Below are 17,738 nucleotides of genomic sequence, written 5' to 3' on the forward strand. Positions count from 1 at the left end.
TGAGGGTCGCCTGACATGGAGCGTCTGATACGCTTTTTTGCCGCTTTGACCCGTTGGGGCCTGGGCCTGTGTGCGTTGTTGCTGGTATTGGCGGCGGTGTACGTGAGCCTGGGGCGCGAACTCACCCCGCTGGTGGCCGAATACCGCGCCGAAGTCGAGGCCAAGGCCCAGGCTGCGCTGGATACGCCGTTGCATATCGGTAGTCTTGAAGGCCGTTGGAGCGGGTTTGCCCCGGTATTGCTGGCCCACGACGTCATGGTCGGCGAGGGCAGCAGTGCGTTGCGCCTGGACCAGGTGGAAGTGGTGCCGGATATGTGGGCCAGCCTGATGGCCCGCGAAGTGCGCATCGCCCATCTGCAAGTCAGTGGCTTACAGCTGAGCGTCAAGGAAGACCAGGACGGCCGCTGGACGCTGCAAGGCTTGCCGGTGCAGGACGACCAGCCGTTGGACCCACAACAGCTGTTGAAGCGTATGCAGATGGTCAAGCGCGTGTCGGTGCTGGACAGCCAGGTAACCTTGCAACCCTTCGATCAGGCACCCGTGACCGTGACTTATGTGGGCCTGAGCCTGCATACCGGCATGAGCCAGCAGCGTCTGGACGCTCGCCTGACATTGCCCGATGGCCAACCGTTGGCGGTTAGCCTGCGTAGCCGCATTCGCGCCAGCCAGTGGCAAGATGCTGAGGTCGATGCCTACCTGAGCCTGCCGCAAAGCGACTGGGCCAAGTGGATTCCCGCCAGGCTGACCCAGCAATGGAAGCTGACGCAACTGAAGGCCGGCGGCGAGTTTTGGCTCAGTTGGGCCAAAGGCACGGTGCAAAGCGCGGCGGTACGCCTCAATTCGCCCCAAGTGAAGGGCAGCTACGCCGACCGTAAGCCGGTGCACCTCGAAAACCTGGCCCTGACTGCCTATCTGCAGCGTAGTGACACTGGCCTCAAGGTGCTGTTTGATTCCCTGGCGATGAACATTGGCGAAACTCGCTGGGAGTCGCGCCTGCAATTGCAGCAAAGCCTGGCGACCGACAAAGAACAGGAAGTGTGGAAGTTGCAGGCCGATCGTCTCGACCTGACCCCCATTACCCCGCTGCTCAACGCTTTGGCGCCGCTGCCCGAAGGTTTCGCCAAGGCCGTCGAACACCTCAAAGCCACTGGCCTGTTACGCAACGTGCTGGTGGACTTCCGACCGCAAGACACCACCGACCGCAAACTCAGTTTTGCCGCCAACCTGGAGCGTGTCGGCTTCGATGCCTACTTTGGCGCGCCGGCCGCACGCAATGTGTCCGGCAGCATCAGTGGTGATCTGGGCCAGGGCGAGTTGCGCATGGACAGCAAGGACTTTTCCTTGCATCTGTATCCGATCTTCGCCAAGCCGTGGCAGTACATCCAGGCCAATGCACGCCTGACCTGGAAGCTGGACAAGCAAGGCTTCACCCTGATCGCCCCGTATATCAAGGTACTGGGCGAGGAAGGCAAGGTGGCGGCGGACTTCCTGATTCGCCTGCATTTCGACCATAGCCAGGAAGACTACATGGACCTGCGGGTTGGCATGGTCGATGGCGATGGCCGTTTCACCCCCAAGTACCTACCGGACGTATTGAGCCCGGCGCTGGATGAATGGTTGCGCACGGCGATCCTCAAGGGTGCGGTGGACGAAGGCTTCTTCCAGTACCAAGGTTCGCTCAGCCACAATGCGCTGCCCGCGTCGCGCAATATCAGCCTGTTCTTCAAGGTGCATGATGCCGAACTGGCCTTCCAGCCGGGCTGGCCTCATGTGAGCAAGGTCAATGGGGAAGTGTTCGTCGAGGAAAGCGGCGTACGCATCCTGGCGAGCAAGGGCCAGTTGCTCGACACCCAGGTCAAGGATGTCTACGTCAATATCCCCCACGCACCCGCGGGCGGGGACAGTCATCTGCTGCTCACGGGCGGGTTCTCCGGCGGTTTGGGCGACGGCCTGAAGATACTTCAAGAAGCCCCTATCGGCACGGCGTCTACGTTCGCCGGCTGGAAAGGCGAGGGCGACCTGCAAGGTAGCCTGGACTTGGACGTACCGCTGGCCAAAGGCACTGAGCCCAAGATCGTGGTGGACTTCAAGACCGACAAGGCGCGCCTGCAATTGGCGGAACCGCCGCTGGACCTGACCCAGCTCAAGGGTGATTTTCGCTTCGACAGCGCCAAGGGCCTGAGCGGGCAGAAGATCTCGGCCCAGGCGTTCGACCGCCCCATCACGGCGCAGATCTTTGCCGAAGGCAAGCCGGGCAATATCAGCACGCGGGTGACTGCCAATGGCCAGGTCACCGTCAAGCGCCTCACGGACTGGTTGAAAATCAGCCAGCCGTTGCCGGTCTCCGGCGATATTCCTTACCAGTTGCAAGTGATCCTCGACGGCGCAGACAGCCAGTTGATGGTCAACTCCAGCCTTAAAGGTGTCGCGGTGGACCTGCCGGCGCCGTTTGGCATGCCCGCCAGCCAGGGGCGTGACAGCACTTTTCGTATGACCTTGCAGGGCGCTGAACGCCGTTACTGGTTTGATTACGGCGAGCTGGCGAATTTCACCTTTGCTGCGCCACCCGACAAGTTCAATGATGGCCGCGGCGAACTGTTCCTCGGCGATGGTGATGCCGTGCTGCCCGGTGCCAAGGGCCTGCGCATTCGTGGCGTGCTGTCGGAACTGGATATCGATCCCTGGAAGAAACTTGTGGATCGTTACGCGGGGAATGATCCAGGTGGCAATGCCAAGCAACTGCTCAGCGGCGCGGACTTCAAGGTGGGCAAACTGACCGGGTTTGGTACCCAGTTTGACCAGGTCAGCTTGCAGCTCGATCGCAAGCCAGCAGCCTGGGGCCTGCAACTCGATAGCCAGCAAGCCAAGGGTGCGGTGAACCTGCCGGACGCCAAAGGCGCGCCGATTGCGGTCAACCTCAAATATGTGAAATTGCCTGCGGCAGACCCGACTGCGCAGGCGGACGAAAACGCGCCGGACCCGTTGGCCGATATCGACCCCAAGAGCATTCCGGCGCTGGATATTGCCGTCGACCAGTTGTTCCAGGGCTCGGACCTGATCGGGGCCTGGTCGCTGAGGATCCGCCCCACCGCCAAGGGCCTGGCCTTCAATAACCTCGACCTGGGCCTCAAGGGCATGCTGCTCAAGGGCGCCGGGGGTTGGGAAGGTGCGCCAGGCGCCAGCAGCAGTTGGTACAAGGGCCGCCTCGATGGCCGCAACATTGCCGACGTGCTCAAGGGGTGGGGGTTTGCGCCTACGGTGACCAGCGAAGACTTTCATCTGGACGTGGATGGCCGCTGGCCGGGTTCGCCGGCCTGGGTCGGGCCCAAGCGCTTTTCCGGCAGCCTGGATGCCGCGTTCCGTAAAGGTCAGTTCGTCGAAGTGGAGGGCGGTGCCCAGGCATTGCGAGTGTTTGGCCTGCTTAACTTCAACTCCATTGGCCGGCGTTTGCGTTTGGACTTTTCCGACTTGTTCGGCAAGGGCTTGAGCTACGACCGGGTCAAAGGCTTGTTGGCCGCCAGTAATGGCGTGTTCGTGACCCGCGAGCCCATCACCATGACCGGGCCTTCCACCAATCTGGAGCTTAACGGCACCCTGGATCTGGTTGCCGATCGCGTCGACGCCAAATTGCTGGTCACCTTGCCTGTGACCAACAACCTGCCGATTGCGGCGCTGATTGTCGGTGCGCCGGCCATTGGTGGTGCGCTGTTTTTGATCGACAAGCTGATCGGTGACCGGGTTTCGCGCTTCGCCAGTGTGCAATACAAGGTACAAGGTCCCTGGAAGGATCCAAAAATCACCTTCGACAAGCCATTTGAAAAGCCAAACTGAGAGCCTGTGGAGTAGCATGGCCCCATGCCCTGTATGGAGTGTCGGCCCATGTCCTTTGCGGTAATTCAAATGGTCAGCCAGAGTGATGTGCTGGCCAATCTCGCCCAGGCCCGCCGCCTGCTGGAGCAGGCGGCGGCCGATGGCGCGAAACTCGCGGTGCTGCCAGAGAATTTCGCGGCCATGGGCCGCCGCGACCTGGCCGACATCGGCCGTGCCGAGGCGTTGGGCCAAGGGCCTGTGTTGCCCTGGTTGAAACAGGCCGCCCGCGACCTCACCTTATGGATAGTGGCCGGTACATTGCCGATGCCGCCCAAGGACCAGCCCCACGCCAAGCCCAATGCTTGCTCGCTGCTGATCAACGATCAGGGTGAAATCGTCGCTCGCTACGACAAACTCCATCTGTTTGATGTGGACGTGGCGGATGCTCGCGGTCGTTATCGCGAATCTGACGACTATGCTTTCGGTAACCAGGTGGTGGTGGCAGATACGCCGGTGGGCCGTGTGGGGTTGACGGTGTGTTACGACCTGCGTTTCCCCGAGCTGTACAGCGAGTTACGTGCGGCGGGGGCTGAACTGATTACCGCGCCCTCGGCCTTCACGGCAGTGACCGGGGCTGCGCATTGGGATGTACTGATTCGCGCACGTGCCATCGAAACCCAGTGCTACCTGCTGGCAGCCGCCCAGGGCGGTATGCACCCAGGCCCACGGGAAACTTTTGGCCACGCGGCGATTGTGGACCCTTGGGGCCGAGTGCTGGCGCAACAGGATCAAGGCGAAGCGGTGTTACTGGCCGAACGCGATAGCAGTGAACAGGCGTCGATACGGGCGCGCATGCCGGTGGCCAATCACCGGCGCTTTTTCTCGCAGGGCGCGCAGCGGCCTGCTTCAGAACGATGAATTTAAGGCCAAACCTATGAGCGAGTTGTTGTCCTCAGTCAGTGATCATCTCCTGGCACCCGGTGGCGTGACCATCGAAAGCCTGCAAACCGTGCTGGGCGATCTGGCCGGGCCGGGTATCGATGCGGCTGACCTGTATTTCCAGGGGCAGATTTCCGAGTCCTGGGCGCTGGAAGATGGGATCGTCAAGGAAGGCAGTTTCAATCTTGACCAGGGCGTAGGTGTTCGCGCGCAATCGGGTGAGAAGACCGGCTTTGCCTACAGCAATGCGATCACCCTGGAGGCCTTGGGCCTGGCGGCGCGTGCCGCCCGTTCGATTTCCCGTGCCGGCCAAAATGGCACGGTGCAGGCGTTCAGTACCCAGGACGTGGCGCAGTTGTATGCGCCGGATAACCCCTTGGAAGTGATCAGCCGTGCGGAAAAGGTCGAGCTGCTCAAGCGAGTCGACGCAGCCACCCGTGCCTTGGACCCGCGTATCCAGCAAGTGACCGTGAGCATGGCGGGCGTGTGGGAGCGCATCCTCGTGGCGTCCACCGACGGTGGGCTGGCGGCGGATGTACGGCCGCTGGTGCGTTTCAATGTGAGCGTGATCGTCGAACAGAACGGGCGCCGCGAGCGCGGTGGTCATGGCGGCGGCGGGCGCACCGACTACCGTTATTTCCTCGCTGACGACCGTGCCATGGGCTATGCCCGTGAGGCGCTGCGCCAGGCATTGGTCAACCTGGAAGCGATTCCGGCACCAGCCGGCACCTTGCCGGTGGTGCTGGGCTCGGGTTGGTCTGGCGTGTTGCTCCACGAAGCCGTGGGCCATGGCCTGGAAGGCGATTTCAACCGCAAGGGCAGTTCCGCCTATAGCGGGCGCATGGGCGAAATGGTTGCGTCTAAGCTGTGCACCATTGTCGATGACGGCACCCTGGCCGGCCGCCGTGGTTCGCTGAGTGTCGATGACGAAGGTACGCCGACCGAATGCACTACCCTGATCGAGAACGGCGTGCTCAAGGGCTACATGCAAGACAAGCTCAACGCGCGCTTGATGGGCGTGGCGCGCACCGGTAACGGCCGTCGTGAATCCTATGCGCATCTGCCAATGCCGCGCATGACCAACACTTACATGCTCGGTGGCCAAAGCGATCCGGCAGAAATCATTGCCTCGGTAAAACGCGGTATCTACTGCGCCAACCTCGGCGGCGGCCAGGTGGACATCACCAGCGGCAAGTTCGTGTTCTCCACCAGCGAGGCGTACCTGATCGAAGACGGCAAGATTACCGCGCCGGTCAAAGGGGCGACGTTGATTGGTAACGGGCCGGAAGCCATGAGCAAAGTGTCGATGGTCGGTAACGACCTGTCGCTGGACAGCGGCGTGGGCACGTGCGGCAAGGATGGGCAGTCGGTGCCGGTAGGTGTCGGCCAGCCAACCTTGAAAATTGATGCGATTACCGTGGGTGGCACGGGATCGTAGGAACCGGAGCTTCGGGTGGCGAAGACCGCCACCCGGGGAAGAGGATCAGCGCAGACCGCGTTGAGTCTCGTCCAGCTCACGGATGTACTTGAAGATTTTACGGCTGGTGGCCGGCGCCTTGTTATGCGCCATCTCGTGCTGGGCCTGACGGATCAGGGAGCGCAATTGCTGGCGGTCCGCGTCCGGGTAGTCCAGTACGAATTTCTCCAGCACCGCGTCATCGCCCGAGATCAGGCGGTCACGCCAACGTTCCAGGTTGTGGAAGCGTTCGTTGTACTGGCGAGTGGAGGCATCGGTTTGATCGAGCAAAGTCAGAATGGCGTCAATGTCTTGGTCGCGCATCAGTTTGCCGATAAACGAGATGTGCCGTTTACGCGCGATATTCGCGGTGTGCTTGGGCGCATCGGCCAGGGCCCGACGCATTTCGTCGGTCAGTGGCAGTTTGGCAACCAAATCCTTTTTGAGCGTTGTAAGGCGCTCGCCAAGGTCAACCAGAGCATGCAGCTCACGTTTGACCTGGGTTTTGCTTTTCTCCCCATCGAGGGAGTCGTCGTAAGAATCAACCATGGTGGCAGTCCGCAAAGAAACGCCGCCATGATAACCAGTCGGGGGCCGCTTGTCCGGCCCGGTCGCTCGATGGCCATTACCGAAAGCAGAATTTGAGTGGAGAAAACCATGAGTGCAGCCCAAAGCGTCGGTCCACAAGCGTTACCGGCACTGCAGGAACAAGTCGAGCAGATCCTTGCCGAGGCCAAGCGCCAGGGGGCCAGCGCCTGTGAAGTGGCGGTGTCGCTGGAGCAAGGGTTGTCGACTTCGGTGCGCCAGCGGGAAGTGGAAACGGTTGAATTCAATCGCGACCAAGGGTTTGGCATTACTTTGTATGCGGGCCAGCGCAAAGGCTCGGCCAGCACTTCCGCCAGTGGCCCTGAGGCGATTCGCGAGACCGTCGCCGCAGCACTGGCGATTGCCAAGCACACGTCCGAGGATGAAAGCTCGGGCCTGGCCGACAAGGCGCTGATGGCCAAGGAGGTGCAGGATTTTGACCTGTTCCATGCCTGGGATATCACCCCTGAGCAAGCCATCGAGCTGGCGCTGACCTGCGAAGCGGCAGCCTTCGATGCCGATGCCCGCATCAAGAATGCGGACGGCACCACCTTGAGCACCCATCAGGGTTGCCGCGTCTACGGCAACAGCCATGGCTTTATCGGTGGTTATGCCTCCACGCGTCACAGCCTCAGTTGCGTGATGATTGCCGAAGCCAACGGGCAGATGCAGCGTGATTACTGGTACGACGTAAACCGCCAAGGCGATTTACTGGCCGACCCTGCAAGCATTGGCCTGCGTGCGGCGCAACGGGCTGCGAGCCGCCTGGGCGCGCGCCCGGTGCCGACCTGCGAAGTGCCTGTGCTGTTTTCCGCAGAGCTGGCCGGTGGTTTATTCGGCAGCTTCCTGGGGGCGATTTCCGGTGGCAACCTGTATCGCAAATCTTCGTTCCTTGAGGGCGCCATCGGCCAGAAGCTGTTCCCTGAGTGGCTGACCATCGACGAGCGCCCGCATCTGATGCGCGCGATGGGCAGTTCGTCGTTCGACGGCGATGGCCTGGCGACCTATGCCAAGCCGTTTGTCGAGAAGGGTGAGCTGGTATCCTATGTGCTGGGCACTTATGCCGGTCGCAAGCTGGGCTTGCCAAGCACCGCTAACGCGGGCGGCGTGCATAACCTGTTCGTGACCCACGGTGATGAAGACCAGGCGGCGTTGTTGCGGCGGATGGGGCGTGGGTTGCTGGTGACTGAATTGATGGGCCATGGCCTGAACATGGTTACTGGTGACTACTCGCGTGGTGCGGCGGGCTTCTGGGTGGAGAATGGCGAGATTCAGTTCGCCGTCCAGGAAGTGACCATCGCCGGCAATATGCGCGATATGTTCAAGCAGATCGTTGCCGTGGGTAACGACCTTGAACTGCGCAGCAATATCCGCACGGGTTCGGTGCTTATCGAACGCATGACGGTCGCTGGCAGCTAATCCCTCCCGCACGTCCTGAAAGGCGCGCCATCGCAAAGATGGCGCGCCTTTTTTATTGCGCCTCTTTTGGCAGGATTAATGGGCTGCTCTTGTTTTGATTCTCAATATCATTTAATAATAAATATCATTACCGAATGAGTGTGGCTCATGAGTTCTGTCCTGCATGAGGATCCCTATCTGGAAAGCTGGCGTTGGATGAGCCGCCAGATTCGCTGTGGCCTGGATCCCAATGAACCCCGCCTGATTGAGCATTACCTGAACGAAGGTCGGTACCTGGCGTGTTGCACCGCAACCCATCCGTGGACGATCGCCGAAACCTCATTCCGCTTGTTGATCGACACCGCCGCTGATGTCGCCTTGCCCTGGCATTGGCGCTCCCTGTGCCTGGACCAGGCCTGGCGGCCACTGCGCGACCTGGAAAAACTCTCCCACTGTGCCTGCCGCCTCAAGCGCTGGCAGACCTTTGCCTGGCAATTGGCGAGCTGCGAATTACTGCCTTCGATTTCCGTTTCTGACTTGGTGCAAGGATCTAATGATGAGTAACACCCGTATCGAACGCGACAGCATGGGCGAACTGCATGTGCCGCAAGAAGCTTTGTATGGCGCACAAACACAGCGTGCGGTGAACAACTTTCCGATCAGTCATCAACCCATGCCGGCGCAATTCATCCGCGCCCTGATCCTGGCCAAGACCGCCGCCGCGAAGGTCAACGTCGACCTCAAGCAAATCAGCGAAGGGCAGGGCAAGGCCATTGTCGATGCCGCCCAAGGTTTGCTGGAAGGCGACTACATGCAGCACTTCCCGGTGGATATCTTCCAGACCGGCTCCGGCACCAGCTCCAACATGAACGCCAACGAAGTGATCGCGACGCTTGCCAGCCGTTTGCTGGGCGAGGCGGTTAACCCCAACGATCATGTGAATTGCGGCCAGAGCAGCAACGACATCATCCCCACCACCATCCACGTCAGTGCCGCGTTGGTGCTGCATGAGCAAACGCTGCCGGCCCTGCTGCATCTGGTGCAGGTCATCGAGCAAAAAGCCGAGGCGGTTCACCCGTTCATCAAGACCGGCCGCACGCATTTGATGGACGCCATGCCGGTGCGCATGAGCCAGGTGCTGAACGGCTGGGCGCAGCAGCTCAAGGCCAATATCGGCCACTTGCAGGACCTGATGCCGGCGCTGCAAGCATTGGCTCAGGGCGGCACGGCGGTCGGTACCGGGATCAACGCACACCCCGAGTTTGCCGGGCGCTTCAGCCAGCAACTGAGCCTTTTGACCGGTGTGAAATTCACGCCCGGCAAGAACCTGTTTGCGCTGATTGGCTCCCAGGACACCGCCGTTGCAGTCTCTGGCCAGTTGAAAGCCACGGCGGTGTCGCTGATGAAGATCGCCAATGACCTGCGCTGGATGAACTCCGGCCCATTGGCTGGCCTGGGGGAAATCGAACTGGAAGCGCTGCAGCCGGGCTCGTCGATTATGCCGGGCAAGGTCAACCCGGTAATCCCGGAGGCGACAGCCATGGTGGCCGCCCAGGTCATCGGCAATGACACAGTGATCACGGTGGCCGGTCAATCGGGCAATTTCGAACTGAATGTGATGTTGCCGATCATTGCCCAAAACCTGCTCAGCAGCCTTGAGTTGCTGGCCAACTCCAGCCGGTTGCTGGCGGACAAGGCCATTGCCAGCTTCAAGGTCAACGAGCCCAAGCTCAAGGAAGCGCTGTCGCGCAATCCGATCCTGGTCACCGCACTTAACCCGATCATCGGCTACCAGAAAGCCGCTGAAATCGCCAAGAAGGCGTATCAGCAAGGCCGCCCGGTGATCGATGTCGCCCTCGAACACACCGACCTGCCTCGCAGCCAACTGGAAGTCCTGCTGGACCCGGAAAAGCTCACCGCCGGCGGCGTGTAATCAACGACCCTGCTTTGGAGGCGCACCATGGAGCACTGGAAACGCACGATCGAACGGGCCAATCGCTGCTTTATGGCAGGTGAGCTGGTTGACGCTCGCGAGGCCTATCTGCAAGCCCTGGCCCTGGCCCAAGTGTTGTTCGAACGCTGGGCGGATGCCGACGAAGCAGTGGCGGCCTGTGTCATTTCCCATCACAACCTGGCGGACCTGCACTTGCGCCTGAACCAGCCAGAGGAAAGCGCGGAATACCTCTGCGCTATCCATCAGCGCCTCTTACAGACCATGCAGGACCCACGCCTCAGTCCGTCATTGCGCGAGGCCGCGTTGCGCCAGAGCAGCAAGACCTACGTCGAACTGCTGAATTTCATCAGCGATCACGGCGAATACCCACGCACTCATCGGCTGCTGGGCAGTGCTGCGACGCCAACGTCCACGTCCCACTATGGAGCACATTGATATGACCTATACCTTGCCGGCCTTGCCTTACGCCTACGACGCCCTCGAGCCGCATATCGACGCGCAAACCATGGAAATTCACTACACCAAGCACCACCAGACCTACATCAATAACCTCAATGCCGCGGTCGAGGGCACTGAGTTCGCTGGCTGGCCGGTGGAGAAGTTGGTGTCCAGCGTCCAAACATTGCCGGAGAAACTGCGCGCTGCCGTGGTCAACCAAGGAGGTGGGCATGCGAACCACTCGTTGTTCTGGGCGGTCATGTCACCTACAGGGGGAGGCAAACCCGAGGGCGCGCTGGGCAAGGCCATCGACGAGCAACTTGGCGGCTTCGACAGCTTCAAGGACGCGTTTACCAAGGCGGCATTGACGCGTTTCGGCAGCGGCTGGGCCTGGTTGAGCGTTACCCCACAGAAAACGCTGGTGGTGGAAAGCAGCGGCAACCAGGACAGCCCGCTGATGAGCGGCAACACACCGGTCCTCGGCCTGGATGTTTGGGAGCACGCTTACTACCTGCAATATCAAAACCGACGACCCGAGTACATCAATGCCTTTTACAGCGTCATCAACTGGCCGGAAGTTGCCGCGCGCTATCAGGCGGCCTTGGCCTGACACTCACTCCATAACAAGATCTAAGGCCGACTATGGGCACTCAAACACTGGCGATCGGTAGCGTACGAATGTTTCGTTATGCGTTTGGCACGCTGCTGCTGTTGGCAGGTACTGCGTTATTGGTGGCCCATGGGCTGGCCTGGTTGAACCTGGAGCCGCGCATCCTGCGCGCTTTGCAGGGTGGAGCAATCTGCGCGCTCGGCACGGCGCTGGGCGCGGTGCCGGTGTTGGTGATTCGGCGCATGCCGATGGCGCTGAGCGACACCCTGCTGGGCTTTGGTGCCGGTGTGATGCTGGCGGCGACAGCGTTTTCCCTGGTCGTGCCGGGTATTGCCGCCGCCGAAAGCCTGGGACTTTCACCTTGGGGCGCCGGTGGCTTGATCAGCTTCGGCATCATGCTCGGGGCGTTCGGCCTGTACCTCGTAGATCGCAAGGTTTCTGGCGCCAGCCCGGAAATGCTGGTGGGTACACCGGATAAACCGGTTATCCCGCCGCGTATTTGGTTATTCGTGTTTGCCATCATCGCGCACAACATCCCGGAAGGCATGGCTGTGGGCGTTTCTGCGGGCGGAGGCATGGCGGATGCCGACAGTCTCGCCATGGGCATTGCCTTGCAGGATGTACCTGAAGGGCTGGTGATTGCGTTGGTATTGGCTGGGGCGGGAATGTCGCGGATCAAAGCCTTTTTGATTGGCGCTGCATCAGGCTTGGTTGAACCGGTATTTGCGGTGCTCTGCGCATGGCTGGTGAGCCTTGCCGAAGTGCTATTGCCGTTGGGTTTGGCGCTGGCCGCCGGGGCAATGCTGCTGGTAGTGACTCATGAAGTCATCCCCGAGTCGCGCCGCAATGGCCATGAGAAGCTCGCCAGCCTTGGGCTGTGCCTCGGGTTTTGCCTGATGATGGTGATGGATACAGCGTTGGGCTGAGGGTGGCTCCCTGTAGGAGCGAGCTTGCTCGCGAAGAACGCAAGAGCACCGCGTTTTAAATCAGGATGCCCGCGTTATCGTTGACGTTTTTTGCGAGCAAGCTCGCTCCTACAGTAGGGGTTATTCGCCTTCGTCGAAGTAGTTGTTGATCAACTTGACCAGTGCGGCCATTGCTTCGTCTTCTTTCTCGCCTTCGGTGCTCAGATGGATCTTGGTGCCCTTGCCGGCCGCCAACATCATCATCGCCATGATACTTTTGCCATCGACCATGGACTCTGGCGTACGCCCAGCACGAATCTGGCAGGGGAATTGCCCGGCCACGCCGACGAATTTAGCCGACGCCCGGGCGTGCAGGCCCAGCTTGTTGATGATTTCAATTTCCCGAGCCGGCATCGCAGTGGTGTTCCTTTCAGCTAAGGTCGCGGTGGCGAACCTGGACGTTCTTGAGGGTTTGTTGCAGCACCTGGCCCAGCCGTTCGGTTAAATAGACCGAGCGGTGGTGGCCGCCGGTGCAGCCAATGGCAATGGTGACATAGGCCCGATTGCTGGCGGCAAAACGCGGCAACCATTTAAGCAGGTAGCTGGAGATGTCCTGGAACATCTCTTCCACATCCGGCTGCGCGGCGAGGTAGTCGGCGACAGGCTGATCCAGCCCCGACTGATCGCGCAATTCCGGCTTCCAGTAAGGGTTGGGCAGGCAGCGCACATCGAACACCAGGTCGGCATCTACCGGCATGCCACGCTTGAAGCCAAACGACTCGACCAGAAACGCCGTCCCCGGTTCAGGCTGGTTCAGCAGGCGCAGCTTGATCGCGTCGCGCAACTGATACAGGTTCAGGTTGGTGGTGTTGATCTTCAGGTCGGCCAGGTCAATGATCGGCCCGAGCAGCTTGGTCTCGTCCTCGATGGCTTCAGCCAGGGAGCGGTTGGCGCTGCTGAGGGGGTGACGTCGACGGGTTTCGGAGAACCGCTTGAGCAAGGTCTCTTCGTCGGCATCGAGGTACAGCACATCGCAATGAATGTGCTTGGCGCGCACTTCCTCCAACAGTTCCGGGAACCGCGAGAGGTGGCTGGGCAGGTTACGCGCATCAATCGAGACCGCCACCAACGGCTGCGCCAATTCGGTATGGATCAGTGCACGTTCCGCCAGCTCTGGCAGCAGGCCGGCGGGCAGGTTATCGATGCAATAGAAGCCGTTGTCCTCAAGCACATTGAGGGCGGTGCTCTTACCCGAGCCGGAGCGACCGCTGACGATGATCAAACGCATGATTACTGCCCGTTTTGCTCATCCAGCACAACTTGGTACAACGCTTCATTGCTGGAGGCGCTGCGCAGTTTGTCGCGTACATCCTTGCGGTCGAGCATGCTGGCGATCTGCCGGAGCAGTTCCAGGTGCGCATCGGTGGCGGCTTCCGGGACCAGCAGCACGAAGAGCAGGTCGACCGGGGCGCCGTCGATGGCGTCGAAATCAATGGGGTGATCCAAGTGCAGCAAGGCGCTCACAGGTGTTTCACAGCCTTTGAGGCGGCAGTGCGGAATGGCGATGCCGTTGCCAAAACCGGTGGAACCGAGTTTTTCACGGGCAATCAACGCTTCGAAGACATCCTGCATCTCCAGATCTGGCACTTGATGTGCGATCAGGTTGGCAATTTGTTCGAGGGCTTTTTTCTTACTGCCGCCCGGCACGTTCACGAGGGAACGGCCGGGGGTCAGGATGGTTTCAAGTCGGGTCATGGGGGGAGAGTTAACGACCTGTACCTTGCATCAGGTGCAGATTCTTTTCCTTATGCTTTATGAGTTGGCGGTCGAGCTTGTCGTAGAGCGAGTCGATCGCCGCGTACATGTCTTCATGTTCCGCATTGGCGACGAGCTTGGCATTCGGTACGTGCAGGGTGGCCTCGATTTTCTGCTTGAGCTTATCGACCTCCATGATGACCTGCACGTTAGTGATCTTGTCAAAATGCCCCGCAAGTTTGTTCAGCTTGCTCTCGGTGTATTCACGCAGGGGCTTGGTGACTTCCAGCTGGTGTCCACTGATGTTGACTTGCATACAGCTTCTCCTTCGTTGCCAGTGCATAAAGCGGTGGGCAGGAATACCCACCACTGGAACGCTGTGGCCCGCCCGTCACATCAAACGCTTACGCTCGCTGGAAGGCGCGATCCCTAGGGACTCGCGGTACTTGGCGACGGTTCGACGGGCGACCTGAATGCCTTGTGCCTCCAGTAAACCAGCGATCTTGCTGTCACTCAACGGCTTTTTCTGATTTTCCGCAGCAACCAGTTTTTTGATGATCGCGCGGATCGCCGTGGACGAGCATTCGCCGCCTTCGGAGGTGCTGACGTGGCTGGAGAAAAAGTATTTCAGCTCATAAATACCCCGTGGGGTATGCATGAATTTCTGCGTGGTGACCCGGGAAATCGTCGATTCGTGCATGCCGACGGCTTCGGCGATGTCGTGCAGCACCAGAGGCTTCATGGCCTCGTCGCCGTATTCCAGGAAACCGCGTTGGTGTTCGACGATTTGCGTCGCGACTTTCATCAGGGTCTCGTTGCGGCTTTGCAGGCTCTTGATGAACCACCGGGCTTCCTGCAACTGGTTGCGCATGAAGGTATTGTCGGCGCTGGTGTCAGCGCGGCGCACAAAACCTGCGTATTGCGGGTTGACCCGCAGGCGCGGTACCGACTCCTGGTTCAGCTCTACCAGCCAGCGTTCGTTGTCCTTGCGCACGATGACGTCAGGCACTACGTATTCGGCTTCGCTGGATTCGATCTGCGAGCCTGGGCGCGGGTTGAGGCTCTGCACCAGTTCGATGACCTGGCGCAAGTCATCTTCCTTGAGCTTCATGCGGCGCATCAGTTGGCTGTAGTCGCGACTGCCCAGCAGGTCGATGTAGTCGCTGACCAGGCGTTGCGCTTCGGTGAGCCATGGCGTCTTGGCCGGCAATTGGCGCAGTTGCAGCAGCAGGCACTCGCTGAGTGTGCGGGCGCCAATGCCGGCGGGCTCGAATTGCTGGATGCGGTGCAGGACGGCTTCGATTTCGTCCAGTTCGATATCCAGTTCCGGGTCGAAGGCCTCGAGGATCTCGTCGAGGGTTTCGTCCAGATAGCCCTGGTTGTTGATGCAGTCGATCAGGGTGACCGCGATCAGACGATCGGTATCGGACATCGGCGCCAGGTTCAGTTGCCACAACAAGTGGCTCTGCAGGCTCTCGCCCGCCGACGTGCGGGTAGTGAAGTCCCACTCGTCATCATCGTTGCTCGGCAGGCTGCTGGCGCTGGTTTGGTAGACGTCTTCCCACGCGGTGTCCACGGGAAGCTCGTTGGGAATGCGTTCGTTCCAGTCGCCTTCCTCCAGGTTGTCCACCGTCGGGGCGGTTTCCTGGTAGGAGGGTTCCTGCACGTCGGGATTGGGTTTTTGCTCGATGTTGTCGGCCAGAGGATCTGCGTTGTCGAAGTCGTCGCCTTCTTCCTGGCGTTCGAGCATCGGATTGGACTCCAGGGCCTCCTGGATTTCCTGTTGCAGGTCCAGGGTCGACAATTGGAGCAGGCGGATGGCCTGTTGCAGCTGCGGTGTCATCGTCAGCTGCTGGCCCATTCTCAGGACTAGCGATGGTTTCATGGCAGGGGCTTAACACCTTATTCGCCGGCGCAATGCGCCATCCACGACAGGGCGCGTGAGCGCCAAACATAAGCAAATTATATGCCTGATCTCGGGGCCTTTGCCTAGAGCGCGGTAACAATAAAAAAACCGAGGTTTCTATTGACTCCCGCGCGCTCCAGGGAAAAGCGCGATACCCCTGTGTTTACAGGCGGAACTCGTGACCCAGGTACACTTCCTTCACCAGCTCGTTAGCCAGGATAGTCTCGGCATCGCCTTCGGCAATCAGCTGGCCATCGTTGACGATATAAGCGGTCTCGCAGATATCGAGGGTTTCGCGCACGTTGTGGTCGGTGATCAGCACGCCAATGCCCTTCGCCTTGAGGTGATGGATGATCTGCTTGATGTCGCCCACCGAAATCGGGTCGACACCCGCAAAGGGTTCATCCAGCAGGATGAATTTCGGCGCGGTCGCCAGGGCGCGAGCGATTTCCACGCGGCGCCGCTCACCACCGGACAGGCTCATGCCGAGGTTGTCGCGAATATGGTTGATGTGGAATTCCTGCAGCAGGCTTTCCAGCTCCTGGCGGCGGCCATCGCGATCGAGTTCCTTGCGGGTCTCGAGGATCGCCATGATGTTGTCGGCTACCGACAGTTTGCGGAAGATCGACGCTTCCTGGGGAAGATAGCCGATACCTGCCCGCGCACGACCGTGCATGGGTTGATGGCTGACATCCAGGTCGTCAATCAATACACGACCCTGGTCTGCCTGGACCAGCCCGACGATCATATAGAAGCAAGTGGTTTTGCCGGCACCGTTGGGGCCGAGCAAACCGACGATCTGGCCGCTGTCGATCGACAGGCTGACGTCGCGTACCACCTGGCGGCTTTTATAGGCCTTTGCCAGATGCTGGGCTTTCAGGGTTGCCATTACTCGGCCTTCTTCTTCGGCTGGATAACCATGTCGATGCGCGGGCGTGGCGAGGTGACCTTATTGCCATTGGCGCGACCGGCATTAGCGATCTGTTTCACGGTGTCGTAGGTGATTTTCTCACCTTCCGTGGAGTTGCCATCGGGGCTGAGCACCTTGGCCTGATCGATCAGGACAATGCGGTTCTGCAGGGCGTGATACTGGATGGTCTTGCCGTAGCCCTTCATCTTGCCGGTATCGGTCGCCGACTGCTGCTGTTCGAAGTAAGCCAGGTTGCCCACCGACGTCACCACGTCAATGTCGCCTGCGGGGGTACGCGTCAGGGTCACCGTGTTGCCGGTGATCTTCATCGAGCCCTGGGTGATGATTACGCCACCGGTGTAGGTAGCAACACCTTTCTTGTCATCGAGCTGTGCATCATCAGCCGAAATATGGATCGGTTGCTGGCTATCGTTCGGCAGAGCCCAGGCGCTCACGCTTCCCAGTGCTGCGCCCAGACCGAGCAAAATAGGGAGGGTTTTAACGAGCCTCATACTGTCCTCTTACGTTCGATAGCAGGTGTATCCTGCTTTCTTTCAAATACGCTTTCATTCCCTTGCCAGTCGATACACCGCCAGCGCCGTCGATTCTAACGTCTTGCTCGGTCTGCGCATATTGCTTCTGTGGGAATACGGTCATACGACTGCTGGTAATGATGGTGTCACGGTTCTGCGCGTCTGTACGTGCGACGCGAACCGAGTCGATCAGTTCAACTTCGGTGCCGTCGGGGTTGACCTCGCCACGCTTGCTGGTGACGTGCCAGGGAAATTCAGTGCCGCGATACAGGTTCAGGTCCGGATTGGTCAGCAGGCTGACTTCGGAAGCCTTCAAGTGCTCGACCTTGTCCGATGTCATCTCATACTGCACCTTGCCATCGGGCAGGTACTGAATGCTGTAGGCATTGGTGGCGTAATAGTCGATAAGGCCTTCGTCAACCTGCGCAACAGGCTTGTCGAGAAAGCGCTCCGGGCTGATATTCCAGTAGCCCACCGCCAGTAACAGCGCGGCGATGACCCCGAATAACAGGAAGTTGCGAATCTTTTTGCTCAGCATA

General features: G+C 60.0%; 18 protein-coding genes. 9 read left to right on the plus strand and 9 right to left on the minus strand.

Annotated features, from left to right (window positions below; translation table 11 throughout):
- The first annotated feature begins 15 nt into the window (after positions 1-15).
- From CER19_RS16270 to tldD, 3 genes are read left to right on the plus strand one after another with little or no spacing between them, the layout of a single operon-like run.
- A complete protein-coding gene (locus tag CER19_RS16270) occupies positions 16-3,831 on the plus strand; it encodes a YhdP family protein (RefSeq protein ID WP_116667147.1) in 3,816 nt (1,271 codons plus the stop codon).
- 48 nt (positions 3,832-3,879) lie between these two features.
- Complete coding sequence (locus CER19_RS16275; protein ID WP_116667148.1) at positions 3,880-4,728, plus strand: carbon-nitrogen hydrolase family protein; 849 nt, start codon at positions 3,880-3,882, stop codon at positions 4,726-4,728.
- A 16-nt stretch (positions 4,729-4,744) separates the two neighbouring features.
- Complete coding sequence (gene tldD / locus CER19_RS16280; RefSeq protein WP_116667149.1) at positions 4,745-6,187, plus strand: metalloprotease TldD; 1,443 nt, start codon at positions 4,745-4,747, stop codon at positions 6,185-6,187.
- Positions 6,188-6,232: 45 nt separating this feature from the next.
- Here the strand turns inward: tldD and yjgA are convergent, their stop codons facing one another.
- A complete protein-coding gene (gene yjgA / locus CER19_RS16285; protein WP_116667150.1) occupies positions 6,233-6,754 on the minus strand; it encodes a ribosome biogenesis factor YjgA in 522 nt (173 codons plus the stop codon).
- 108 nt (positions 6,755-6,862) lie between these two features.
- Here yjgA and pmbA point away from each other — a divergent pair, with 108 nt between their 5' ends.
- From pmbA to CER19_RS16315, 6 genes are all read left to right on the plus strand, one after another.
- Positions 6,863-8,209 (plus strand): metalloprotease PmbA, encoded by a 1,347-nt coding sequence (pmbA, locus tag CER19_RS16290; protein ID WP_116667151.1) that lies wholly within the window; start codon positions 6,863-6,865, stop codon positions 8,207-8,209.
- Positions 8,210-8,356: 147 nt separating this feature from the next.
- A complete protein-coding gene (locus CER19_RS16295) occupies positions 8,357-8,752 on the plus strand; it encodes a hypothetical protein (RefSeq protein WP_003188570.1) in 396 nt (131 codons plus the stop codon).
- Positions 8,745-10,121 (plus strand): lyase family protein, encoded by a 1,377-nt coding sequence (locus CER19_RS16300; RefSeq protein WP_116667152.1) that lies wholly within the window; start codon positions 8,745-8,747, stop codon positions 10,119-10,121. The genes CER19_RS16295 and CER19_RS16300 overlap by 8 nt, the downstream gene beginning before the upstream one ends.
- Positions 10,122-10,148: 27 nt before the next feature.
- The gene (locus tag CER19_RS16305) at positions 10,149-10,577 is read left to right on the plus strand and encodes a hypothetical protein (RefSeq protein ID WP_003188573.1); all 429 of its coding nucleotides are present in this window, start codon (positions 10,149-10,151) and stop codon (positions 10,575-10,577) included.
- A gap of 1 nt (position 10,578) precedes the next feature.
- Complete coding sequence (locus CER19_RS16310) at positions 10,579-11,190, plus strand: superoxide dismutase (RefSeq protein WP_116667153.1); 612 nt, start codon at positions 10,579-10,581, stop codon at positions 11,188-11,190.
- A gap of 32 nt (positions 11,191-11,222) precedes the next feature.
- Positions 11,223-12,116, plus strand: a complete 894-nt coding sequence (locus tag CER19_RS16315) for a ZIP family metal transporter (RefSeq protein ID WP_116667154.1) — start codon at positions 11,223-11,225, stop codon at positions 12,114-12,116.
- Positions 12,117-12,236: 120 nt separating this feature from the next.
- Here the strand turns inward: CER19_RS16315 and CER19_RS16320 are convergent, their stop codons facing one another.
- The 8 genes from CER19_RS16320 to lptC form a co-directional block, all read right to left on the minus strand.
- Positions 12,237-12,509, minus strand: a complete 273-nt coding sequence (locus CER19_RS16320) for an HPr family phosphocarrier protein (protein ID WP_116667155.1) — start codon at positions 12,507-12,509, stop codon at positions 12,237-12,239.
- 16 nt (positions 12,510-12,525) lie between these two features.
- Positions 12,526-13,383 carry an RNase adapter RapZ gene (gene rapZ, locus CER19_RS16325; protein WP_043050756.1) on the minus strand — a complete coding sequence of 286 codons (858 nt, stop codon included), beginning with the start codon at positions 13,381-13,383 and terminating at the stop codon, positions 12,526-12,528.
- Between the two features lie 2 nt (positions 13,384-13,385).
- On the minus strand, positions 13,386-13,850 hold the full coding sequence (ptsN, locus tag CER19_RS16330) for a PTS IIA-like nitrogen regulatory protein PtsN (protein ID WP_116667156.1): 465 nt from the start codon (positions 13,848-13,850) through the stop codon (positions 13,386-13,388).
- Between the two features lie 10 nt (positions 13,851-13,860).
- Positions 13,861-14,166, minus strand: coding sequence for a ribosome hibernation-promoting factor, HPF/YfiA family (hpf, locus tag CER19_RS16335; RefSeq protein WP_003171804.1), 306 nt, complete (start codon positions 14,164-14,166; stop codon positions 13,861-13,863).
- Between the two features lie 75 nt (positions 14,167-14,241).
- The gene (locus CER19_RS16340; protein ID WP_116667157.1) at positions 14,242-15,735 is read right to left on the minus strand and encodes an RNA polymerase factor sigma-54; all 1,494 of its coding nucleotides are present in this window, start codon (positions 15,733-15,735) and stop codon (positions 14,242-14,244) included.
- Between the two features lie 184 nt (positions 15,736-15,919).
- Entirely contained in the window at positions 15,920-16,645 is a 726-nt protein-coding gene (gene lptB / locus CER19_RS16345) for an LPS export ABC transporter ATP-binding protein (protein ID WP_003188582.1), read from the minus strand.
- A complete protein-coding gene (gene lptA, locus CER19_RS16350; RefSeq protein ID WP_116667158.1) occupies positions 16,645-17,178 on the minus strand; it encodes a lipopolysaccharide transport periplasmic protein LptA in 534 nt (177 codons plus the stop codon). The genes lptB and lptA overlap by 1 nt, the downstream gene beginning before the upstream one ends.
- Entirely contained in the window at positions 17,165-17,737 is a 573-nt protein-coding gene (lptC, locus tag CER19_RS16355; RefSeq protein WP_014716937.1) for an LPS export ABC transporter periplasmic protein LptC, read from the minus strand. The genes lptA and lptC overlap by 14 nt, the downstream gene beginning before the upstream one ends.
- Between the last annotated feature and the right edge of the window lies 1 nt (position 17,738).

The organism is Pseudomonas sp. GL93, assembly GCF_003408955.1.
In the GTDB taxonomy this organism is placed as follows: Bacteria; Pseudomonadota; Gammaproteobacteria; order Pseudomonadales; family Pseudomonadaceae; genus Aquipseudomonas; species Aquipseudomonas paracarnis.